The following is a 24,305-nucleotide window of genomic DNA, read 5'->3' as shown; positions in this document are numbered from 1 at the left end:
TTTTCTGTAGCACTACTCTACCACAGGCCAGTCAAAAAAACAACCCCAAGAAATGGAGTGGGGCAAAAATGCAAATCCAGGGCCTGCTTTGCAAAACTGCTAAAAGCAAATCGTTTTGCAAAGCAGGTACATCTTTCTGGAGACTATCTCTTCTTTTTTCTCTTTGCTGCTTTCTTTTTCTTGGGAGCAGCCTTCTTTCTCTTTGGAGCTGCTTTCTTCTTGGAAGCAGCTTTCTTTCTTCGCTTCTTTGCCATAGTAGTATGTATCAAAATATTGTTGAAGTACATTTGCAGGTGGTTCGACTTTTCATAATGTTACCATCGCAATACTATTTATATATTTTTTCATTATAAACGTGTGCTGTCAACCCCGTTAGAGATAGTTTTCCACAAAACAAACAAATAAAGTATTACATCATGAAATATACTGCACTTCTTGTTCTAACGACACGGAAAATTTCTTTTTAATACTTTTCTTTACCTTTTCTATCAAGCGCAACACATCTTTCGAAGAAGCTCCCCCCAAGTTTACCATATAGTTTGGATGTTTTCTGGAAACTTCTGCCTTTCCAACGCGCAATCCTTTCAATCCGGCCTCAGAAATAAGATATGCGGTGGGAACAACGGGAAAAGGATCCACTTTTACCACATGTTGCAATTCTTTTTTAAGCTTCCTTGAAAACTTTTTAAAGTCGCAGTTCTTAAAAATGCTTCCCGCATTAGGATATTCTAGGGGGTGTCGCTCCTTTCGGTACTGTATATGGTCTTGTGCTGCTGATTGAATCTCTTTCTTGTTTCCCTTTTTTAGCTGAAAGGTTGCAGAAAACACAATCCAGTTCTTTTCTTTAAACATAGAGTCTCGGTAAGAAAACCTGCACTGCTTTCTAGAAAGCACTTTCACATTTCCCTTCGTATCTAACGCCACAACCGAAAGAATATTGTCTTTGACTTCGCCTCCAAAGGCTCCTGCGTTTCCTCTCACGGCTCCACCAACAGAACCTGGCAGCCCACCTGCCCATTCCAACCCCGCCAATCCTTTCTTTCCTGTCTCTTTTACAATCACAGGAAAATCTACTCCGGCCTCAGCATAGAGTTTTGTGCCTTGTATCTTGTATGTTGTATTTTGTATATAAATTACTAGACCAGAAAATCCCTTGTCTGCAAGCAACACGTTGCTCCCCCCTGCCAAAACAAAAAACGGCACCTGTAAGCTTTTTGCTGCCTCTACCGCATCAACAATATCTTTCGTCTTTTGTGCAATAAAAAAATAGCGGGCTCGCCCCCCAATCTTAAACGTGGTGTAGGAAGCAAGAGGAACATTTCTTCTTGTCCTCGGGAGAAGTTTTAAGATACTCGCATCCATATATATATGTCTCATCTACTAGATGAGACGCATATATATGGACCGGAAGCGCTAGACTCCACATGTAAGACTTTGTGAGCGCTACTCCCGATCCGATTATATGGTATCAAAAAGTCCTTTTAAAAGCAAAAAACCTCGCTCGAGGGAGGTTTTTCGCCGTCTTACGTAGAGCACCCAAAAGGGTTGCACTCACATCTCCCTTATACACTATGAGTTTGATTTTGTCAATATCTCCTTAATTTCATTTAGGCAAGAATGCTTAAACGAAATTAAGGAGATAAAATGGAGTTGATTTTTGCTCTTGTGGAAGCTCCAACATATCCTGTCCCCTTCTCCAAATCCAAAGGCAGCAGAACATCATCCGCATATTTTTCTTGAAAGCGCACTACCGCTGCCTGCGTCAAAGAAAGAAAGTTGCCAGATACAATTCCTTCAGGATAGATGTCAGGTCCCTCTGATTTTAGAAACTCCTGCAAGCAGCTAACCTCAAAATTATCTTTCATTCCAAAAGACAAATCCCTAGTAAATGAAGAGCAGTTTGCCGTGCCCTGGCCTGCCAAAAGAGCATAAATTTGTGCCTGAATCTTGGCTATCTCTTTTGCAAGAAAATCAATTTGAGCTAAGAGCTGGTCAATTAAAACCTGCTCTTGCTCTTGAGTTCTTTGGGCTGTAGAAAAGGTTAAAACAAACTGATAAGGAAGAAAATTCTCGGTATCTTGGGTATTTGTCTGGGGAGAAGGAATGAGAATGAGGGAACGGTTTTCCTTATAATTTTGGAGCTCAAACTGCCCCTTCTGGTTTTCGTTAAGAGTAACAAACTTAAGAGTAATCTGCCCTTCGCGATTTTCTACAAGGTAGGGCAGTTTAAAGATTGCCAAAGGATTACCCTGAAATTCTACCTTAAGTACATTGTTGCCTCCCACAAGTTTGTACCAGTTCCCTGCCCAATCCTTTGTGGTGTTCACCAAAGAAAACGTACTCTCTCCTGAAACAGGCAAAAAGTTGGTTTGCGGAACCACCTTAAAATCTTTAAGGTTTTGATTTTTATAGCAATACCTTTCTCCTAGGGCGCAGTCATTCACAAGCACTGCAATGGTCCAATCGGTAAACACTTCGGCAAAGGTGGTGCTAAATCCATTGTTCTCCAGTGCTTCAAACAGAGAGGCTGCCCCAACCTTGCTAGATAGCAGAGAATCTTTAAGAATGTTTAACCCGTACTGGTCAACAAGATACTGTATAAAAAGATTTACCACCGCATAATCAGATTTTTCGTTATTCCATTCTATCAAGGAATCGGTAGGGTCTTGGATAAACGTTTGTATCCTCCGTTCAAGGTTTGAACCTAAAAACACATCGTCATATCCCAAAAGCGTTGAAGCATATTCTGCCCTTGCCTCATTGAGCCACATCTCTTCTGAAACGTTGTGCAGGTTTTCTTTCTGATTAAAGGTAATCAAATGTACCAATTCATGCGAAAGAAGGCTCTTGAGCATTGGGCTTGTGATAAAAGCAGTGTTTAAATAAACCATTTCACGCTCGTTTGATGTGGGGTTCTGTACCTTGGGATATTCGTCTCCGTAATTTGTGTATCCCCCGGCCTCATCTGTCATGGGGTGAAAAAGAACCGTAATACGAGAATCGTTGTCAATCCCCGGCTTCCATTCGCTTCCAAAGGTTGAGGTAAGAATAGGATATATTCTTCCTTCAAACTCTGTTGCCAAAGCATTAAAAGAGCGCCTTACCTCATCTTGCACAAAAGGGTTTTGAGCTGACCACCAGGCATCATCAATATATAAAAGAAGTTTGGGAGAAATCTTTACCAAAGCCGCAGGCAATTCCTCTCTTTTTGTTGCGTCATAAGAAGAGTCAACAAAAAAAACAACAGTCTGGCCCAAAAACTCGGCCTGAACAGCGGATGGCAAAAAAACAACTGTAAAAACAATAGAAAATAATATCTTTGTACGCAGCTTCATAAATCAAATTATACAATACTCAGCGCCAAACCAAAAGCCCCGCCAGAGAGGCGGGGCTAGTGGGTTTCCTGTTAATCCCCCACCCTACTTCACCACAAGGGCTACGAAGGGCGCACAAGGATAGGGATGCAGTTACTGAGAGAATTACTTATTGAGGCCCTGCGTACTTGTTGGCAGAACATCTATTAAGTAGTCTCGCGTCCAGTCAGTCGTGGTAATTCCATGACTCTGAGCTGACTTATCAGTCCACAGGAATGATGCTGTTGCATCAACTCCGGCTGTCAACGGAATGTTGAGGTCAGAATCATTTGCCCCAACAACGGTGTTGGTCGCAAATGTGCTTGTGGTAAGAGTAATTGTAGTTATCTGTAGCGCAGCATCTGGAACCACTAGGGCGGTGTTGAGAATCACTTCATTACCAGCGCCATTCGTGCATTTAACTGACAAGATGTTTGCAGGGATTGGCTCAACAGCACCACCACCATTTGCCGCAGCATGCGCGTTACAAGTAAATCCAGCGTCTACCAATGTACCGGTAAGCGGGTTGGTAATCAGGTCTGTACCTGCACCAGTTTCCGTCAGGATAATGGTTAGGCCAGTGCCAACGGTGCCGAATGACAATACTTCATCAGTATTATCAGACGTTAAGAACGTTGCAATTCCTGTGTCTGTCTGTACGTAAGCAGAAACTACAGAGAGAGCAGTGCTTTGGCGAACATCACCAACATCTGCCGTACCTCCATCACCTACATCGTAGTAGACGTTGCTACCACCTGTGGTTTGTGATGCGAAAGCTCCAAGAGAAGCTGCAAAGGTAGTAAGCGGGTTTGCAATGCTCGTGTTAATGCTGTCATTCACTGCAATGGTTCCAGCTATAGTTGCACGCAACTCATAGGTCTTGGCTCCTGAAATCGCTTCTTCGCTCGTAGCCAAGAATGTAATGCTCCCTGGACTCTGACCAACGCCAAGGTTAGTTACAATTGCAGTACCGGTAACCTGTTCATTGCCCTCCCATAGGGCTGGGGCACTAATGACTCCATCACCAGCAACTATTGACTTGGTAACCGTAAAGAGAAGCTTTCTCCAGGCAATGGTTCCTGTACCATTGGTATTTATGGTGAACTTAGAAAGTGTCTTGGTACCCGTACCCAATAGGCCTGTAGGCAGACTTACCAAAGTAATGGTTGGAACTGCTTTGTAGGCGTAGGTTGCGTTACCCACAGGATCACCGCCATCATCATTCAGGCTACCTTGATCACTGTTAGGACTCGCGTCAACGTACTCCACACCCTGTGAATCCTTAGATGTTACAACGTCGAGCGTTACAGCCACATCTGAAGCGGTAAGACCGAATCCAAATCCAACCGTAGACATTACAAGGTCAATACCTAATGTCTTGGTGCCGTTTGCAACAATCGGTATAGAAAGACCTCCGAATGTTACGTCGATGGCACCGGGCTTCGTCGAAAGCGCAGTGGTACCATCCATCAAGTGCACGCTTGTTACTGCGGTTGCGGTTGAAAGATTGACGTTTATCTCGGTAATCGTGAAGATGTCGTTTGTGGTTGTCCACTCAAATGCTGCAACGTTTACAGTGCCTGAGTCGTCAATCAATGCAGAATTAGGCGATGAGGCATCTAATGCAGCTACTAGGGTACCTGTTCCGGCAGTCATGGTTTGGCCGGGTTGTGCACTGGTAGTAACAGTGGTTGCAGAATCAACACCAGTTCCTGAAACTTCCATTGTTACGGTTACCGTGTCGCTTGTAATCGAAAAGCTGCTGATGTTTGCAAACACCTGAATCTTCATGGTCTCGCTTTTAGCGAGCTGGAAGTTTACAGACCAAACATTGGGAGTCAAGATTACCGAAGACTTAACGGTAGAAGTGTTGCTACCGTACTTAACCCATACGTCAGACAAGCTTCCGATAAGAAGATTGCCAGTTCTTGCAAAGTCTGCGTCAAGGGTTGTAATGTTCACTGCCTCTGTAGAACCATTCGTCAAATCCCACTCAGCAATCTTGTAAGCTGTAATTGGAACCGTAAAGGTCTGGTTGGGGTAACTTGCTGTTGCAACCAATGTGGCAGAGCCGGTTGCTACGGATACCTGGTTTGCAGCCTGGTTAGCAGTTGGAACATTAATGGTACCAAGTGACGTCTGAGGCACAGCATTGCCTGTAACTTGAGCCAGGCTGGCTACAAGGGTGACACCTGAGATAACATCGTTTGTTCCGTCGTCGTCAAAGATGTCGGCGCGAATTTCCACGGTTACCGGAGTGCCAGGGTTCACAATGAAGTTGGTTGTGTACTGCGTACCTGTTGCTGTTGTATTCTCCTCTACAAGTGCGGCAGTGCTTCCAACCTGAGCTCCATTCACCATAATGCGGCCGTTTCTTAACTGGGCCACGGCATTATCACTGGAATCAACGACAGCGTTTAAGGTTTCAACCTTAATTGGCTCCCCGAATGCAGTAAACGTGTAGCGTGCCAAGACAGCATCTACTGCTGCGTCGGTAATGTTACCGGAAGGCGAATCAGATGCCTTTACCACCGTCATTGTTCCTGCGTTGATATCAACAACTCCGGTACTTGCCGGGTAAGTATCACTTGCAGTAATGTTGACGTTGAAGCTGCTGTCAACCAAACCAATGTCTGCGGCTCTGCGCAATGACATTTGCAGGTTTCGAGAAGCTCCTCCTATCACGTCGGCCATAACTCTGAGTATGCGGTTTCCCGTATCCAGAACATATGGTGAAGCAGAAAGGTCAAAGGTAACAAATCCGCTTGAGTCCAGGCTTTGAGTCTGGGCAACTTCTACGCCACTAACCTGCAAGCGGAAGTTTTGAACATCCGTTGAGTTAATGGAACCGATGTTGCGAAGCGCAAGTCTGGTCAATGAAACCTTGCGTAGACCCACAGTTGCAGTACTCTCCCAAACGATAACGTCGTTTGCCGCGTCAATAGTTGACGTGGTTGGAGTTATTAGACCAAGGGTAACAGTACCCAAACTGGCTGAAGCAATGGTGTTAAGGTTTCCCGTAACGGGAAGGCCGCTCACCGTGCCGCTTGCAAGGGTAACTGCAGTCAACTGCATACCAAGGGTTTCGCCCGAACCGTTTAAGATGTCTGATTTCACTGAAATGGTCTTTACGCCGCTCACAATAAACAGGCCGTTTGCATTGTTAAAGGTAACAACGCCGTCTGAATTCACTGTGCCAGCATCGGTCAAACGAACAACGCCGTCAAACAGGTATACGTTTGAAGCCGTGGTATTACTAGAAACACCAATTCTTTCTAACGTAAGTCCTGTAACGGTGGCTGTTCCAACAAATGTAAGATCAATCAGGTTTGCGGTGGCTTGACCTGCAACAAACGTTGTAACTGCAGGACCAGGCGTGGCAACTGACAAATCTCCTTCTACTATCGGCTCTTCTCCTGTTGGCTCTTCTCCTGTTGGCTCCTCTTCACCTGCGGGAGCTGCACCAAGCAGAGAATTAAGTTTTGCTCTTGTGGTAGTGCCCACAAAACCTGTTCCAGATGTTAGTCCATAAGTTGCCAAAACCTCATCGGCATACTTTTCCTGGAATTTTACAACACCAGCATTGGTTATAGGACCAAAGAAGGTTGTTTCACTTCCAGGAGAACCGGCTCCTGAATCTGCCAGCTTGGTGTCTGAATCAGAGTTCAGCACAATCTGGAGGTACATTACGTCGCTCCCAGAGTCTCCTTGAGCCAGATTGGTCTCAAAGGTAAAGCCATCGGGGACTCCTGTAATTGCACCTGTTGTTGGGGCTTCTTCTCCTGTTAATTCAGTTAACTCTGTCTGTAATGTTGCCAACTGTGCCAAAAGGGCATCAATCTGTACCTGCAGTTCTTCTGCAGTTAAAGCAGAAGCAGGTACAGGAACAGCTGCCACTCCCAACATAGTCATGACAGTTACAGCAGCAAAAATCCTTTTGAATTTTCTCATTTTCTATTTTTGTTTTCCCGCCTGCAACGCTATGCGTAGCATTGCGGGCAGGGATTATTCTTTCGACTTATTCTCGAGTTTCGACCTTTAGTGATTTTTCAATCCCACAACAAAAGAGTGGGTTCAGCCTTCACGTAAATTTAGTTTGAAATCGCCCAGATCTTTTCTAATGCTGCCTCATAATCTTCTGCCTGGTAGTCAAAAAGCGCTTTTCTCAAAAGGGCATTCTGTTCTTCTGTGAGGGTATGGTTCAACAAATAGGTAAGCTCTGACTCAACAAAAACCTTGGTTGCGTTTGTCAATTCTAATGCTTCCTCCTCGCCAATGGCAGCGCCTAAAATCTGCTCTATTTGAGCTTTGTCCTTTTGCAATTGTACTAGTTCGCGAGAGAGCTGTAAAGCCTTGTCTGGCTCGTTTTCCACAAGGGCTAAAAGACCCTTGGAAACCTCTGTAACGCTTAGGTTAAAGTCCTTTGTTGCTTGAGGCAGGTTCTTTACCTTGTTGCCCTCAACCACCTTTCTTAGGTCTTGTAAGCGCCTTTGGGCTACCTCCAAAGAAGCCAAGGGGTCGCTTCCAATAGTTGCCTTTTCAATGACAGAACGAACCGAGTACAAGGCATCCCCTGGCAAGCTATTTTGGGAAATCTTGTAGCCAACCCCTCCCAATACCACAAAGGCCAGGGCTGCAAATACATAGGCTGGTTTAGCCACCGTAGCTCGCAGAGCGAAGGTGGCCTTTTCAAGGTATCGTAGATAGGATACAAAATGTCCTACCACTTGAGGCATTTTAGCTCCATCCTCTAAAATCCTGTTCTTAGCAAAAAGCACCCAATTGTCTTTGGGTTCAATGCTTTTTAAAAGAGTGAGTTTTTGTACGAGATTCTTCTCGTCCTTCATTTATATTATGACGTAAAATACGCCTATTTGTTACACTACCGGCCATAGCCGCCCGAGCCTGTTGCTTAAACGAGATTTAAGCAGCTACTTTGCCCTTAAGGGCTTTAATAGCCCTGTGGACTCCTACTCTCACATTCTTTTCGGTCTTGCCGGTAATTTGGGCTATTTCGGGTACGGTGAGCTCGTCTATGTACCGCCAGATAATAAGGTCTTGGTAGTCGTCTTGCAGCTGGGCTATGGCCTGCCTTATCCGGTCCATTTCCAAGCTTATCTCGCCCTGTTCCCTTGTTTTCTCGCTAATATCCTCAATCTCAATGGTGGTCCTCTCAATAGACACTAAAGAGACTTTTTTGCTCCGGTAGTGGTCTGCCACCACATTTCTTGCTATTTGGTAGAGAAAGGCCTGGGGGTTTTCAATGATGGGATTGTTCTTTTGAATATGCCGGTACAGACGCAAAAACACCTCAGACGACAGGTCTTCTGCCGTCTCCGTTAAACTGACCTTAAGGTAGATGAACCGGTAGATGCGCTTGACGTATTGGTCGTATACCTGGCTGAAATATTGATTGATTTCCTCCATACTTATGAGAATGTCCTACCGCATAGGATAGGACAAATTCCATAAAAAGTCGATGTCCTAGTTTTTTCCACAGTTATTCCCCAATTCTTAGCGAATCTGGTAAAAAACCTCATTCCACTCCCCTTGCCTGATAATGAGATGACGATGGAGCAAGTCGTCTAAGTCCCGGCGCAGGGTCCTTTTTGTTACCTCGGGAAGAACCTTTTGCAGCTCCCAAACCTGGGTTTTGGGCTTGTTGCGCATAAGCTCCAAAATGCGGGTCTGCCTTGTGCTTAAGCGAGACTTAGGAGGTATGGATGAGGGAGTTCGCTCAAGCGCAGCATCGGGTAGAGGCTGTGGGGCCGAAGCCAACTGCTTGGCTTCGGCGGGCGATTTAGGCGAAGCTCCCGCGGAGCCGTAAAAATCGCCCTGGGTTTCGTGAATCTTTCGCAAAAATTCTCCTACCCTATTATATTCCCGTTCCAGCACCAAGAAGTTCTCTGGGTTTATCTGGGTCGTGCGCTTTGCATAGTTTAAATAGGCAATAAGCATACCAAGCTCCCTGATGGCCCTTGGGGCAACCTGGCGCTTTTGCTCTTTGGTAACCGGATTTTCTTGTGCAAGTAAAACCAAACTTGCCAAAAGCTTGTTTGCGGAATCTTGCATCTGTACCCTCAAAGGATCTTGCCGGGGCAGGATATCAACTACTTTATGGACCGCCATTGTAAGGCGAACAAAAAAATCAGGAGTCATTTTTTTACCCCCACACTCATATTTGAGTGGTGGGGGGGCTCACCCCAATATACCAAAGACCTAGCGGTAGGTCAAAAAGGGGAAGTTGACAAGGACAACCAACTATGCTATAAACACTCTATAGTCTCTAGCCCGCAGAAACACTCATTGGACTAGCATGAAAAGGAGCAGATCATGGGACCTCTAGAAGCAAGGGCATGCATGAAAAACAAAACCCCTGTCGACACAAGGAGTGGGGGCACTACCCTGACCGGGGCCCTCATCATCGCCCTCACAGGAGGACCTACTCCCCGTGCCACTGTGCAGCTCGACACAGTGGTATTGAGAAATGTTCCTCTTTCCTACATTTCTAGGGTACCCGCCAAGGTGCCCTAAACCAGATCTTTTCAGCAACATAACACTCGAGACTCGTCGAACAAAACCGCTCCCGTGGCAGTAAATGGGGAGGGCACGGGGAGGAAGATCCTGTATAAGGAGAAACCACCCATGGCCCAAAAAAAGACCAACCTCATGTTGTCTGTGGAGAGACACTTCAAACAACCTTTGGAGCAGCTTCTCCCGGCAATGATCAACGACCAGGAGGAATCGGACCTTCAGGAGATAGCCAGCCAGCTTGACGTCAGCAAAGCCACGTTGAACTACTGGTTCCTCAAGCTCGGCATCAACGTCCGTAAAGTTGCCCTCGCTCCAGGCGAAACTCTGGAGATAACGAGGGTCAGCTAAGTGAAAAGGGTCTCGAGAACCCAAGAGGCGTCCAGTAGGGGGAACTGGACGCCTTTCTTTTTTTGCATGCAAAATAAAAGAGGTTAATGGTGCCTAAATGAAATTAAGGATTCCTTAATCTAGTTATGAGAAACTAAACGAGATTTAAGCAATGTTGCTTAAATCTCGTTTAAGCAGAATCAAAATTGGCACTCCAAAGAACCAGGGTAGAAATCTTCTCCAGAACCAGAAATGGTTACATTGGTAAGCACCGGGCACTCTGCCATTACAAGGTTAAGGCCATATGCATTATCTACAAGCGTTATACCAGACCCCGTTATTATACCTGAAGAATACAAGCCAACCCTAGGGCTATCTTGCACAGTCACATTCTGCAAATCAACCTCCCCTTGTACATGCAAAGCACCATCTCCTTCTGTCTCCCCTATATATTTCACAGCCGCATGCCCCCCATATTTCAAAACCGTATGATTCAAAACAGAACCAGTGCTTGTTGAAGTAAAGCGCATTCTTTTCCAGTATACGGTAGAAGAAAGCCCTTCTCCGTTTGTATCTCCTCCTACTGTGTCATCCCCAATTCTTGTAAATACCACCTGGTTTGCTGCGGTGCCTTGAACTAATAGGGTGCCGTGTACGATAAATTCCGTATTACTTAGGGGTGCGGCAAGAAACTTTACAACAACACCAGATTGTATCGTTAGGGTTTTTCCTGCTTCTATTTCCAGCTGGTTTACAATGTAGGGAATGGTGTCTGCTTCCCAGACGGCGTTTGCAGTTGATATGGCATCTTTTACCCAAATACCGTTATACGTATTGCCGGTTGCCGTATTGCCAGAAACCACAGCATCGGCTCCCGCCAGAATAATAGCATAGGTATTATCCGTTAGGGTATTATTAGTAATAGTAGGCAAGCTTGCAGGGTCCGACACATTATTCTCCACAAATATACCAATGGCGCTATCTTTAATCGTAGAGTTGGTTATGCTCGGACTTCCTCCTTCTATGTATATTCCTGCAGCGAACGCTGTCTTGGTTGTATCACCTGTAATCGTCAGAGAATCAATAGTGGAATTTGAGTTTCTAAGAGAGAGTTTGTGATCAGAACTACCTTTATTAATGACAGAATTCTTCATGATGATGTCAGTCCCATCCACAAACAAAGCATAGGTCTTTCCTCCTAATGTGCCGCAGGTGGGTGTAACGCTCGCTGATTGTTCTACCTTCACGTATTCCAACTGAGAGTTAGTGCTGGTAGAAGAAAAGGAAAAGCCGCACCAATTCCCAAAATTTCCGTCAGCGCCGTCAATAAAGGTAATAACGTTATCTTCACTGCCCACAGCCTGCAGCGTACCATGAATAATCACGTGGGACTTTAGAGCTTTCAAGCGAATAGTGACCCCTGGTTCCACAATCAATGTCTTGCCAGGGGGCACTTCAATATTCCCTAGCATTTCGTAGGGACTTCCCAGAAAAGCAAGGGTGACTTCTTCAAATTCGTTAAAGCGGAGAAACGCAGTGTTAATTATTGTTGTAGAAGAATAAGAAACACTGTTTTGCGCTCGTGGAGTGCTATTCACATATCCCCCATCTGAATCTTCTCCGTTATGTGTAATAAGATTGTTATTTGCCCAGTTAGGGGGGTCAGACCCCCCTTTTGCCGCATCTATGCGCTCCATACTCTGTTTTACTGCATTATCTCCTGCAATCCAGCCAGCGGACGCATCAACAATATCAATAAGATTATTTTCTGCATCATAGAGTTTCAAAATTTCTCCCTCATTTTCTAGAGCACCTGTATATATCTGGTCTGCAGCGATGTCAGAAATTGTAGTATCATCAGTCCGCTCTAACAAAAAGTAACTATTCGCTGCAATAGTACCTATCAACTCAATGGTTGGGGCACTATCTTCTGCTTGCAGTTTCCACCCAATGAGATCAACATCTGCAGCCGTGGTATTGTAAAGTTCTAACCACTCCTCGTTTGCAGAAGCTATTGTTCCCATCCAAGCTACCTCATTTATAACCACGGTTTGGGGCAAGACAACGGGCGTCGGTGGATCCTCTGGAGCCGTACTATTCTCTGCACCCGGGGTCCCGCTATTATCCTCTCCATAATGGGTCTGCCAGGATAAATCTTCTGCTCTTTCAAGAGTATATTTCGTATCGTTATCACCCCCTGGCCAATCCGGATCAGCTATAATCTCATCGATAAGAGTACAGGTATTATCAAAAAGTCTTAAAGATTCGTCGCTATTACCCAAACTTCCCACATAGATAGTATCTGCTGTGATACCCAAAAGAGTAGTATCGTCTGTGCGCTCCAGAATATAAAAGCCAGATGCAGCAATGATATCCTGGTTTGTAAAAATAACTTCAATCTGACCGCTGGCATCAAGTAATTGCCATCCTTCAAGTGTAACCTCTTCTTCACTAACATTCTTTAATTCTATCCACTCGTCATTTGCAGAATTTGTAGTGCCCATCCAAGCTATCTCGTTGATGATAACGGGAGTATTGCTGGGACTACCTATATTTGCTTGAGAACAAAGTTGCGCTTCTTCGCTTTGATTCTCCTGCGAAGATTGAGAGCCTGAAGAGCCACCTCCCCCTCCTCCGTATGAAACTGGCTTTTGAAAGGACCTAAAGCTGACATCCTTCGCGTCTGCTGCGCAGGCCCACCCTTGCTCTTTAATTTTTGCAACGGTTCTCTCTGCAATTCCTGAAATTCTCTCAAGCTCGTCTATCGTATAAAAGGCCTGCAAAACACGCGCCTCAATAATTTGTTCTGCTGTGACGTCTCCAATCTGAACAATCTCTTGCAGCAAGTCGTTATTTACCGCGTTAATATTTATTTGTCCATCAAGGCATCCTGCAAACACCCTTTCTTGCACCTCTTCATCCTTGACTAAATCAAGTTTTGCCTGCTCCCAGCTTAAATCTGAAAGACGCACCATAGGTTGCTTGATATCATTATCGCCCCCTGGCCAGTTAGGACTAGCTTCCACCTTGTCTCGCAACACACAGTTGCTGTCAAAAAGATACAATGCCTCATTTGTATTATTGAGAACCCCTGTGTAAATGAAGTCTGCTGAAACACTCGGCAACGAGGTATCATCGGTACGCTCCAAAAGAAATGCTCCCCGTGAAGAAATAAGGTGGTCCTGTTCAAAAATCACCTCAATATCCCCATTTTTATCAATGAGCTGCCACCCTTGCAGGTTTACCGACACATTTGAGATATTCTGCAGATGGGAAACATTTTGCAATCTAATCCACTCATCATTTGCCGAGGCAACAGTACCCATCCAAGCGATCTCGCTTAAAATTACACCGCCAAAAACAGGAGATTTCAGAGGATTAATGACGCATATCTCCTTCACGAGACTAAGTTTCTCCTCACCCTCCTGGTTTTCCTGTAGTTTCAAATCCTCCTTAGTCTCGCTTAATTCTACTTGGTTAACTTCAGATTGGGGTTGAAGGAAAGGCTCATCGCCCTCATCCTTAGTTAAACTAAGTTGCGCTTGATTCTCTTTTACATCTAACTCTTCCTTAATCTCGTTAAGTTGAGATTCAACAGCAGGGTCTACTAAACCGGCGCCACCAAGAGAGATTACCTTGGATATAAAGGAAAAAAAATCCTCGGCAGTTCCTTGTACCATTCCCACCCCCTTGCTAAGAATGTTAAATATCTCAATTCCAGCATTTCCAAGTGTATCAAAAACTTTCTTTATCGCAGTAAGCTTATTGAGGAGATTAATCTTTTGTTCTTCTATTGGGTAGGGCAATTCCTTTGTCAGCTCCAACCTCGGCACCTCATCGGGAAACTCGACCGTGATTTTTGTTCGAGCAGACGAATCGACTACCCAGCCTAAGGCGGATTTTGTAACTTGAGTCTCTAGATGGATCACAAAAGGATCTACGGTGCCACTGTGAGGCGAATCACCGACAAATCCGATAAAACCCGAAATGGAACTCTTTGCCTCTGGGGCATCAACGAAATCTGGAGAATAAAACTCCACCATCGCCTTAGCGCTCTCTGAATCAATACTCTCATAAGCCACTACGTACTGGAAAATTGCTTCTGTCTGAACGCCTTCATAGTTACGGTACGTTTTTGTTATACTCCCACTCCCGATCTTTATCTTATTTTGAAAAAGCCAATTGACTCCAGTTTCTACCGCTTTTTGAACCGTCTGTTTTTCTATTTCTTCTAAAACTTCTTTTGCTGTTACTGTTGAAAGCTTCTGGAACGAGGAGGCTGCTTTAATAACAACTTTTACGGTCTCGGTAGCAGCAAATCCGGGGAGAAAATCCAGTACCGCTTTTCTAGAAGAGCTTCTAAAAAGTGTGAGTGCGGCTTGTCCTCGAGATGAGTAAGCAAAAATTCTACCATTAGGTACTAGTTTAGAGGTTTCGCTTTGCGCAACGCCCAGGATAAGAGTAGTATCTTTTTTAGATAGTATGAGTGCGTCCTTAATATCTTTTTCTGACAAAGCAAACGTCTCTTCATACTGCGCAAAAGCTAAGAAAAAGAGAGATAACCCAAGAACTAAGGAGATGCCAATGAATAGAAGAGATCCTTTCTCCATTAGTAGATACAAAATTATACTCAGTTAATGGAGAAACTTGAGATAAAGCTGTCGAATTCAGCAATGCAATCAGATCTGTATTCTGGCTTCATCCTTATCCCAAACCCTATTAGAGTTTCTTCAGAAATTGGAACTCGTATTTGAATAAACTCTCCGATTTTTTCTAAAATCTCTAGGTCTTCTGGTACGAAAATCGCCCTAAGAGCTGACTGATTATCAACAATAATAATGCTTTCGTCTTCTGGTTTTGCCTCGGGTTTCTCATTATAAGTATCAATTAAATTCTTGACAGAAACAACCTCGTCTTTCTGATATAAGGTTTCTAAGCTAATAGCACATCCTCTGAGAAATGTAGTTTTATTGCCATACTGATCTTCTTCAAATTCTGCCTCAGAAGAAAGGATTACAAGTGCATATTCTCCTACCGTAATCCCCTCCTCTCCTTCCACACTCCACCCCTCAGGGACTTTGAAGCTGAAGCCAGCTTTTTCGTTCGCCACAACGGTGCCGGTGGGAGTTTCTTCTATTTTGTAATCTTCGGCTTGGCTCCACTGGGTTGGGGTGGTACTGTATTCAGGTTCTCCTAAACGAGATTTAGTTTCTGTTTGATTCACCAACAAAAAAATCCCTCCAATAACAATCACTAGAAGGATTGCCCCTATAATAAGCACTTGTTTTTGCATACAAAATCCAAAAGGTTAATAGTGCCTAAATGAAATTAAAGCATCCTTAATTTCATTAAGGAGGTATTCGACACACCTTTTCTATTGTACAGGGTTTTGAGTTGGGTTGAAAAGAGCTGCTGAGGAAAACCTGTGGATAACTAAACGAGATTTAAGCAGTGCTGCTTAAATCTCGTTTAAGCGGAAGTAGCTCCCCCCTATGGGACATGTTTAGAACTTTTAGGTGGATAGAAGCTATTGAAAACCCTGAAAACTTGATGAGAGAAATAGAAGAATTGTTGGTGAAATGATACTAGGACCTGTTTTCAAGATATTCTCTTACCCGAATAACCGCATCCTTTACTTCTTTAATATTACCGTCTGTTTTCATGTGTTTGTTTGCATGTTCCATAATCAAAGCTATAGACTTAGGGCTCCATCCAAACTTCTCCATCCATGAATAACGAGGAAACATCCAGACGTGAAACCCGTGTTTGGAAGCTTCGTTCTGTAATAGATATACATCTTTTATGTCTAATACTTCTCGCATCCCCACCCGTACTCTATGGATTACACTACCAAGCTCTTTTACTTCTTCACTTGTAAACTCAGCTATTGATTTTTTTGTAGTATCTTTTGAGGCAATTATAAAAAATCCGGGGATTGGAACCTCCCAATCTTGATGTGCATCAAAAGACTTTGTAAGAAGAACCGTTTCTTTCAAGAAAAGCTTAGTCTGCATATCTTAAAGCTACCAAAAAATCGCCTGCATGGCGATTCTTTGGCTTAACTTTACGAGCTCCCCTTGCTGGACGACGTTAGAACCTGTTTTATAGGCAAATAACAATCAAAAAAACTTACTTATTATTTAACAGTAATCACCACCTTGCCTTGATGGTGGCTGTTTTGTAAATAATCAAGTGCTTCTTTTACTGCATCCAAGGGAAATGCGCGGTCAATCTTTATTTTCATCTTCGCTTCATCAACCAAGGTGGCAAGTTCTGCAAGCTGCGCGCCGTTGGGTTGAGTAAATTGCATCTTCGCCTCAACTTCGTATTGCTTCATCAGTTCTTCATTCGGCTTCTCGACCATGGAAACGATAACTCCACCCTTTTTGAGTACTTGAAATGATCGCTGATATGTTTCACCGCCGATAGTGTCAAAAACCGCATCGTAGTCTTTCACCATATCCTCAAACTTTTCATTCTTATAATCAATAACCGTATCCGCACCCAATTCTTTCACAATGTCACTATCCTCTTTACTTGCGGTTGTTGCAACTTCAGCGCCAAGCTGTTTTGCTATCTGAATTGCCAACGTGCCGATTCCACCAGCACCGCCATGAATTAGTACTTTTTGTCCGTTGGAAATATTCATCTGGTCCTTTAAGACTTGCAACGCACTTAATCCCGTAAGTGGGACGGCCGCAGCCTCACTATGCGAGACGCTTTTTGGCTTAAGGGCTACTGATGCAAATGGTACAATTATAAATTCAGCAAACGAACCGCCAGTCATGGCGCTGGCCATGCCATAGACTTCATCCCCTGGCTTAAACCCGGAAACACTCTCACCAACCTCTGCTATTACACCTGAAAAATCAACCCCCAGGGTGGCTGGAAACTCAAGCTGCATCATCTCTTTAAGATATCCTTCCCGGATTTTCCAGTCCACAGGATTAACGCTTGCGGCGTGGACTTCCACTAAAACTGTACCAGCAGACACCTCTGGTTTGGCTGCTTTCTCATTGACTTCAACGACACTGTTGTCGCCATATTTATTAATTTGAACTGCTTTCATAAACGTGTAGATATTGGTTTAAGAAACTCTTTACTTCACTCTACCACTTCGAGTACTCAGTGTAAACTCAAAACCGCCTACTTGGCGATTCTCTGGTTCACTTTTACGAGCTCCCCCCTACTGGACGACGTTAGAACCTGTTTTCTCAATAAAACAGAGAGTCAACGCTTTTAAAATTAAACTATGATTACAGTATTTTGAGGATTACTAGCCCCATAAGACTAATCAATTCTTAAGCTCTCAACTAACTTATCACAATGACTTTTGGTAAATACATCAACCGCACCTAATCTATCTACCCATTTTTCCTCTGTTAGTTTTGCGCATTCTTCGCTGACAGCATTTAAATAGGTGTCAAATAGTAACCATACATTTGAAAACCCAATTTCCGCCGCAATAGCACTAAAATCAACTGTTTGTAGTGCTTTCGCTGCATTAGCTTGAGTATCTAAGATATACTCTTTTTGCATTTCAACATCTTCTCTTGTTCCTAAACGTCCTACATGCCCGCTGATTAATGCATCAAAGTCATAGCTTAATACCCAATCATGAGCATCAACAAAGGCAGGCACGTCTTCCGCAACGGCTAACCATTTAAACGGTGTCCATCCGGGGAAGATAACATCAATAAACATCAACACTTTTTGCTGAGGAGCATAGATAAAGATATTGCCTGGTCTATGGGCAGGTCCTTTGTACTCGAGCTCTAATGTTTGCGTGCCGACAGTTAATGTATAGGTGTCTGAGAAGGTTACCGTAGGATCTGGAACATCAGAGCCTCCCACAAACAAACCAAATTCAAAAGGTCTATCTTGAGCTAATCTCAAAGCAGTTTCTTCATGAGCAATATATATTGCATTTTCTGGGTACATACTTGCTGCAGCGATATGATCTGCATGCGAGTGACTGTAAATAACATGAGTTATGGGTTCGTCAGTTGTTTCTGCAATGGCTTTCAATATATTTTCTCCAATGGATGGCGGAGCATCAACAACGATAACCCCTTCTCCAGTTGTTAAAAACATCATATGGTAGACTCCTTCAGTTACCCAGTAAAGGCCATCGCCTATTTCTTCAACGCGGTATCCTTTTTCTGGAATAACTGGCCCAAAAGCTGAATCAGGAATAGAGGCATACGTTGTCTTAGTAAGAGACTCAGTTGGTGACCCCGTAATAGTACTGATGAGCAATATCGCTGCCACCACCACAAGTATAACTACAATGATTTTATTCATCTTGTATTGTATTAGATTAAGGAATTATGACTATATTAAATGATACTACACACTTCTTGAAAGAACAATATCGCCTTGAGTCGTCTATGGAACGAAGTTAAAACCTGTTTCGTGGATTTATCTACTTACTAAAACTTTCTAAAACCTCAGTTGCCATCTGAATATCTTTCTTCTTAACGAGTAAGCGCACTCCCCCTGTGGCCCATAAGAGGGCGGGATTCATCCCGCCAGCATCATCTGCAGAAACCATAGCTTTGATACCTTTTGACTCAAGAACTCCTTTTACAAGTTCTGCCTCTGTCCTATCTGGGTAGGTTTTAATGGTTATCAAAGTTCCCATATTTCTACCTTATCAAAAAACCGCCTCCGTGGCGATTCTTGAAAAAGTATAATAAGGCTAATCAAATCCCCCTATTGAACGAGTTTAGAACTCTTGATTGGGTAAATATTAAGAATGAAATGAAAGAAATGGAGGAATTGCTGGGGGCTACTGGACGAAGTTAGAACCTGTTTTTGCTGAAATATTGTTCGCTTTGCAATTTTTATGGCTGAAATATCCCTATGTTTGTGTACTTAACTTCTTTAACTTGTGAGAATTGTTTAACTGTTTTTTCGATCTCTGCATTCAATATACCAACCCTACATGATCCTCCACTAGTAAATCCAAAGACTTCTGGAAAGTCTAATGTCAAAATTCCATCATCTGTAAGGTTTGCACCAAGAAGTTCGAAATCTGGGTGAGGAAACTCTGTTGAAAATCCGGCGGCTTTTTCTTCTACTGTTAATTTTCCTTCTATAAGAAGTTTGACTGTATCTTGAATGGGTGTATTTGTTATAGGAATCTCTCGCTCAACCGAAATAACTGCTTCAGCTATACAATCAAAGTTAGGATCATGTTCTTCATTATAATAATAAAGTTTAATCGTTTGCATATTCTCTGAAGACTTAATAATAAAAAGAGCTTCATTGCTCTTCTTCCCCCAAGCTTCTGTATAAACTTTGTACGTACCTGGGGTTACATTTACTGTTTCGCATGGTGAGGTAATTCCAGAATAACGTCCAGTTACAGAGCCAGATTCACAGTATGGCCGTACAATTATCTTGATAAGTTTTCCTGGTTCTGCTCCCCCATATCCTGGATACCATGTTCCACCATAAAGCGGGATTTCTTCCCCGTCGCTCCGTACAAATACAGCATCGAGGTCACCTTCAAATCCTCCAAGATTACATCCTCTGATTTCAACCTCTGTACCTACTAACCCAGAAGCTGGTGAGATTGAAGTAATAACAGGAACCCCATCTAATTCGTCTTTACAAGTAGTTGGTAGAGTTACCCTCGCATTTTCAATGAACCGAAACGTGGAGAGCATTAAATCAAATAATTCATCATAGTCATAACCTTTTGGGCGGAAATAAAGACCAAGTTTAAGTATTTGTCCATTATTTACAACAAAGTACCATTTACTCAAATCATCCTCCTGCAAATCCCGTCCACCTGTATTTTGATATACAAGCTTTCCATATTTCCCATCCAAGCTTATATTTTCCTCTCTCTGAATTAGCGTTCCAACAACATACCTTGCCAGATGGTTTTGTATTGCTGTATCGATATTTGAATCTCCTGTAAAGACTATTGAGCCAATATCACTTACACCTGTTTGTTGAATATAAATTTCAAAAGAACCATCGCCTGTCTCTCTTATTCCCCATTGATCAGGATATTTTATTTCAAACCCAAACTCTTCGTTTCGGTAAGTTTGCCAATCGGCTGTTTCATCTTGCTTGCTAATTTCAACTTCTGATATATTTTCTTGAGACTTGCTATCTTTAGACCAAGCTGCAGAAGTTATGAAAAGAAGAGAAGCAAACACTGCTCCTATGAAAATATAAATAAATAGTAAGAGAAAAAATAATCCGAGAAATTTTAAAGATGTAGATTTAAAAGAGGTATCCGTGGAAATTCTTTTCTTTAAGAGAACAAAGTAGGATACAGTACCAAAAACCAAGGAAGAGAAAAGTCCTATGGAAGCAAACTCAGAAATTTGTCCAACCAATAGGACAACTGCTGCTAGACCATTTGTTCTTAGATGATCTAGATTTATGAGAATAGCCCATAGCCCAAACAAAAACAATGCAGCCAGTGGTATTACTCCAATAAGAAAGGCTGTACGGAAGATTGGAAATCCTCTCTGTGCCTGAGGAAATGATTTTTTGATTCCAACAACAATACCAGCAATCGGCAAAACTATAGAAAGCAATGCGAGTAATGGATCGAGCACACCCCCAAATACCACACTGAACAATAGGAGAAGGAGATTAACTCCAATGATCCATATATATACCTCCTTTGTAACCTTCCAAGCACTCTTCCAGCCCAAAGAAGTGGGCTCGGATGTTTCTCGTTGAGTGTGTTCAAAATCATTCTTTTGCATGGATATATTCTACCAAAAAACCGCCTGTTTGACGATTCTTTGATTCAACTTTACGAGCTCCCCAGTCCAAAGCTTATTATACTTTTAGAGGACTCAGAATATATGGCTGGTTTAAATCGAGAAATGGTCCTACTGACGAGACGATGTTAGAACCTGTTTTATATTTTCCTAACAGAAAAGTCCCATACAGAATTGAACCTAATGGAACTTTTCTGCTACGGGACTATTTGATTTCGACTTCACAGTCGAACAGCTTAGAATGGTTGAGTATAAGATTCCCAACTGCCTCTGCTGCTGTACTACCATTGCTTCCCGCTCCAATTCCTCCCCCCTCCTCTGTGGAAGCATACCAGTCTGTGTAGCCTGGGTCACCACGCTGAATTACAACAATCTTCTTTGCCATCCTTAGCTCCTTACTGTACAAATTCAGTCTACTAAAACAATACCACATTTTTGTGATATTGTCAAGATTGCTCCGCGGGTGGGACGATTTTCGAACTTTTAGGTGGATAGAAGAAATCAAATATCCTGAGTCTGTGTTAAAACAAGTCGGAGGATTATTAGAACCTGCTTCTATTTAATAAACTGAAACGTAGAGAGGATTTGATTTGCAGTTCTGTAATTTTTTTCAGGATCTAGAATACGCTTGCTTAATTGCCCTTCACCTATTGGGAATTGGATTTGGTAGATTAGTTCTTGATCAGGTAAGACTACGAAAATCACATCAAGGTTTGGCTCATCTTCTATCTCTATATGAAAATCTCGAACTATAGACCCACCATATCCACCTACCTCAATCGCCTCAGTGCTTGTTGATATAATTGTCTGTTCTGGAAGAGTACGAATTAACCTCCTTAGCCATTGTTGAGCATATTGTTTACCATTTAGACCTTCTGGGTTTTCGCTTTTAGATACAGTAACGAAATAATGTTTAGGCAATCCAAAAATACCAATATCAATTTTTGTCTCAAATTCTTTCACCTCCCATTCTTCAGGATATTTCATCTGGAATCCGAACTCGTCGTTGCGGTAGGTTTGCCAGTCTGCGATATTAATACCAAGATCCTTCACTATCTCTTGTGTTAAACTTTCCTGGATCCTTTCTTCCTTATCCTGTCTCTGATCAACAATATAACTATCGTACACAAAGAGTCCACCTACAATAATAGCTGTACCTCCAAAAAGAACCAAGATAGTCTTCTTCATATTTTTAGTATACCAAAAAACCGCCATCGTGGCGATTCTTTGACTCAACTTTACGAGCTCCGGAGCGTGGAGGCTGTTAGAACCTGGATAAGAGAGAACCAGGAGATTCTCCATACTCCAGAACTCGTTCCTTAGATCCCCCCTACACCCCAAAAGAGACCCCCCCTACGGATGATATCGTCTACCTAGAATGTTCCCTCCTCTTCTGCTACTCGATATGTTCACGTAAGAACATTGAAAGTTAAGGACTAAAACAACATCTCCACTTTCCTTCTCTTGCAATTATGTCTTCCATGGAAACAAATTCTTTAATCCCATCAACTTCATTAGGAGGATAGGTTGATTTTTCTATAACTGAATCAAAGGGTCTTATTAATGGTATTGGTGGCACATCTTCTGCTGACAAAAGTCCCATTAAGTACAAGGTAAGCGGTGAATACCGAGCTTCTATATATCTTAACCGATCTGATACTTTGAATTTATTTTTCTCTACTTCAATCCAATCAGTTCCCCCTAATGGATCAATATAGCCATCATTGATACTTTTTAAGTCCAAAAAGAAGTTCCAGTGAACATACTCCTGTATTAATGGCACATTGCCATTTTCTTCTCTACTGTCCATTATATAGCAACACCACTGATGACCTGTTTCATGTTTTAAAGCATTTAATGCAGATTCTATAGTTAAAAGCTGCAATCTTTCGAATATTGTAATATCACCCATAAAATTTAATCCTTTTAGCCTACCCCCTGAACCATATCCTCTTGCTGAATTCATTAAGTTAACATTTCCAATACCCTTTATGGCATTGCTTACTGGTAAATGAGCTTGAGATTGTTGATCTTCGAATGCTGTATAGAAACTTATAAAGTCAAAGTTGTCTTCGTGATCTTCATAAAACTTTTGTGGATATTTACCCCAATCAAATAGAAATGAAGTAATGTCAGGACCCGAGTCTACAGTCATTATTACAATGTCTGAAGATGTATCCATCGTTGCTAAATTTCTTGTTGCCGTTTTGAAAGAATTCGGAAAGGCATTTTTGATTTCATTAATTTTATTTATTCTTCCTGGCGTTGCATCAGAAGAACTACGAATTAAAAGCACAAAGGCCATCCTAAAATCTTTTTGTACGACCTCTTCAGTTGCTTCTTCAACTTGAGAAATTGCAGGGGCTGATTCTGACGCAGAAGATTCCTCTTGTTCCAAGACTTCCTTTTTTGATGCCCCAGTTTCAATGCTTTCTCCAGGCATTGACTCCTCCTTTTGAGGAAATAAGGGTTCCTCTTCTCCAGGGTTTCCTTGAAAATGGAAAAAGAAAAACCCACCTGCCAGAACAACAATTCCAATGAGTGCGAATAGAAGGTATTTCATGTCTCCTACTCTACCAAAAAACCGCCTGTTTGACGATTCTTTGATTCAACTTTACGAGCTCCCCCTACTGGACGACGTTAGAACCTGTTTGGTGCAAAGATAAAGGCCGCTGGGCGAACCATGCGGTTAATGCTTGCGAAGGCGTTCGGAAATTCAACCATACGAAAAAGTCAGGGGTCGATAGTAACTTCTCAGTAATTCTCCAGAGTCCTGACTTCGACGAGGACTTCTACTGGTTCAGTAAACAGCTTTGCCTCGGCCTGCGAACCTTATTCCCGCTTCCGGATAACCAGTGCGTAGATGGAGAGGAAGAGAGCCATCAGGCTCGTCAGGGCAATGGCCAGGTAGACGAAGACGAAGAAGACGCCTACGGCCTCGCTGGCGTAGGCAGCGAAGAGGGCCTCCAGATCCGGGTTGCCCAAGCCGAGGATCACGGCGAAGGTCCGCAAGAAGGCGGCGGCGGACGCCACGAGGACGATCCCGTAGCCCAGCCTACGTTGCTTCCAGGCCCATCCGATGCCGAAGACGTAAAGGATCATCAGCAGGATGAAGAATAGGACGGCCACTCCGGCTCCGACGATCGCGTATTGCTGGGCGGCCGCGCCGCGCGCAATCTCGTCCGTGGCGTGAAGAAGCAGCAGGAACACCGTGAGAGCGCCGAAGAAGACGATCCCCTTCTCAATGAGAGTTTTCATAATATTTTTTTGGTTATTTTAATAACTATTATATTCGACTTTTCATTCTATTTTAAGTCTAACAAAAAACCGCCTTCTT

The 24,305-nt window shown here is 43.1% G+C and carries 19 protein-coding genes; 2 read left to right on the top strand and 17 right to left on the bottom strand.

The annotated features are described in order from the left end of the window. Positions 1-414: 414 nt before the first annotated feature. The 6 genes from murB to IH982_03460 all read right to left on the bottom strand — a co-directional run bounded on the left by murB (position 415) and on the right by IH982_03460 (position 9,512). On the bottom strand, positions 415-1,377 hold the full coding sequence (gene murB, locus IH982_03485) for a UDP-N-acetylmuramate dehydrogenase (GenBank protein MCH7828892.1): 963 nt from the start codon (positions 1,375-1,377) through the stop codon (positions 415-417). A gap of 254 nt (positions 1,378-1,631) precedes the next feature. Beyond that, on the bottom strand, positions 1,632-3,335 hold the full coding sequence (locus IH982_03480) for a hypothetical protein (GenBank protein ID MCH7828891.1): 1,704 nt from the start codon (positions 3,333-3,335) through the stop codon (positions 1,632-1,634). 144 nt (positions 3,336-3,479) lie between these two features. Further along, positions 3,480-7,304: a hypothetical protein gene (locus tag IH982_03475; protein MCH7828890.1), complete on the bottom strand. Its 3,825-nt coding sequence runs from the start codon at positions 7,302-7,304 to the stop codon at positions 3,480-3,482. Between the two features lie 140 nt (positions 7,305-7,444). Further along, on the bottom strand, positions 7,445-8,200 hold the full coding sequence (locus tag IH982_03470) for a hypothetical protein (GenBank protein ID MCH7828889.1): 756 nt from the start codon (positions 8,198-8,200) through the stop codon (positions 7,445-7,447). Positions 8,201-8,276: 76 nt separating this feature from the next. Further along, positions 8,277-8,780: an RNA polymerase sigma factor gene (locus tag IH982_03465; GenBank protein ID MCH7828888.1), complete on the bottom strand. Its 504-nt coding sequence runs from the start codon at positions 8,778-8,780 to the stop codon at positions 8,277-8,279. Between the two features lie 87 nt (positions 8,781-8,867). Then, positions 8,868-9,512, bottom strand: a complete 645-nt coding sequence (locus tag IH982_03460) for a hypothetical protein (GenBank protein MCH7828887.1) — start codon at positions 9,510-9,512, stop codon at positions 8,868-8,870. Between the two features lie 201 nt (positions 9,513-9,713). Between IH982_03460 and IH982_03455 the strand changes: the two genes are divergently transcribed. Together IH982_03455 and IH982_03450 are read left to right on the top strand one after the other, a co-directional pair. Next, positions 9,714-9,887, top strand: a complete 174-nt coding sequence (locus IH982_03455; protein MCH7828886.1) for a hypothetical protein — start codon at positions 9,714-9,716, stop codon at positions 9,885-9,887. 111 nt (positions 9,888-9,998) lie between these two features. Next, positions 9,999-10,235 (top strand): hypothetical protein, encoded by a 237-nt coding sequence (locus tag IH982_03450; protein MCH7828885.1) that lies wholly within the window; start codon positions 9,999-10,001, stop codon positions 10,233-10,235. A 179-nt stretch (positions 10,236-10,414) separates the two neighbouring features. Here the strand turns inward: IH982_03450 and IH982_03445 are convergent, their stop codons facing one another. The 11 genes from IH982_03445 to IH982_03395 form a co-directional block, all read right to left on the bottom strand. Further along, complete coding sequence (locus tag IH982_03445) at positions 10,415-14,824, bottom strand: lamin tail domain-containing protein (protein ID MCH7828884.1); 4,410 nt, start codon at positions 14,822-14,824, stop codon at positions 10,415-10,417. 20 nt (positions 14,825-14,844) lie between these two features. Then, positions 14,845-15,507: a hypothetical protein gene (locus IH982_03440; protein ID MCH7828883.1), complete on the bottom strand. Its 663-nt coding sequence runs from the start codon at positions 15,505-15,507 to the stop codon at positions 14,845-14,847. Between the two features lie 292 nt (positions 15,508-15,799). After that, positions 15,800-16,228, bottom strand: a complete 429-nt coding sequence (locus IH982_03435; protein MCH7828882.1) for a hypothetical protein — start codon at positions 16,226-16,228, stop codon at positions 15,800-15,802. Positions 16,229-16,350: 122 nt separating this feature from the next. Continuing rightward, positions 16,351-17,283: an NADP-dependent oxidoreductase gene (locus IH982_03430; GenBank protein MCH7828881.1), complete on the bottom strand. Its 933-nt coding sequence runs from the start codon at positions 17,281-17,283 to the stop codon at positions 16,351-16,353. A 221-nt stretch (positions 17,284-17,504) separates the two neighbouring features. After that, positions 17,505-18,308 (bottom strand): MBL fold metallo-hydrolase, encoded by an 804-nt coding sequence (locus IH982_03425; protein MCH7828880.1) that lies wholly within the window; start codon positions 18,306-18,308, stop codon positions 17,505-17,507. Positions 18,309-18,639: 331 nt separating this feature from the next. Beyond that, positions 18,640-18,858 (bottom strand): DUF2007 domain-containing protein, encoded by a 219-nt coding sequence (locus tag IH982_03420; protein ID MCH7828879.1) that lies wholly within the window; start codon positions 18,856-18,858, stop codon positions 18,640-18,642. Positions 18,859-19,060: 202 nt separating this feature from the next. Further along, positions 19,061-20,950 (bottom strand): GerMN domain-containing protein, encoded by a 1,890-nt coding sequence (locus IH982_03415; GenBank protein MCH7828878.1) that lies wholly within the window; start codon positions 20,948-20,950, stop codon positions 19,061-19,063. Positions 20,951-21,173: 223 nt separating this feature from the next. After that, the gene (locus IH982_03410; protein MCH7828877.1) at positions 21,174-21,353 is read right to left on the bottom strand and encodes a hypothetical protein; all 180 of its coding nucleotides are present in this window, start codon (positions 21,351-21,353) and stop codon (positions 21,174-21,176) included. A gap of 170 nt (positions 21,354-21,523) precedes the next feature. Further along, positions 21,524-22,156, bottom strand: coding sequence for a hypothetical protein (locus IH982_03405; GenBank protein MCH7828876.1), 633 nt, complete (start codon positions 22,154-22,156; stop codon positions 21,524-21,526). A 241-nt stretch (positions 22,157-22,397) separates the two neighbouring features. Then, positions 22,398-23,531, bottom strand: coding sequence for a hypothetical protein (locus tag IH982_03400; GenBank protein ID MCH7828875.1), 1,134 nt, complete (start codon positions 23,529-23,531; stop codon positions 22,398-22,400). Between the two features lie 269 nt (positions 23,532-23,800). Then, positions 23,801-24,226, bottom strand: a complete 426-nt coding sequence (locus tag IH982_03395) for a hypothetical protein (protein ID MCH7828874.1) — start codon at positions 24,224-24,226, stop codon at positions 23,801-23,803. Positions 24,227-24,305 lie beyond the last annotated feature (79 nt).

The sequence above is a fragment of the Patescibacteria group bacterium genome (assembly GCA_022563395.1).
In the GTDB taxonomy this organism is placed as follows: domain Bacteria; phylum Patescibacteriota; class Minisyncoccia; order Minisyncoccales; family UBA10102; genus 01-FULL-49-22b.
Note: the sequence above shows the minus strand (reverse complement) of the source record. Positions and strands in the feature narration are given on the sequence as shown.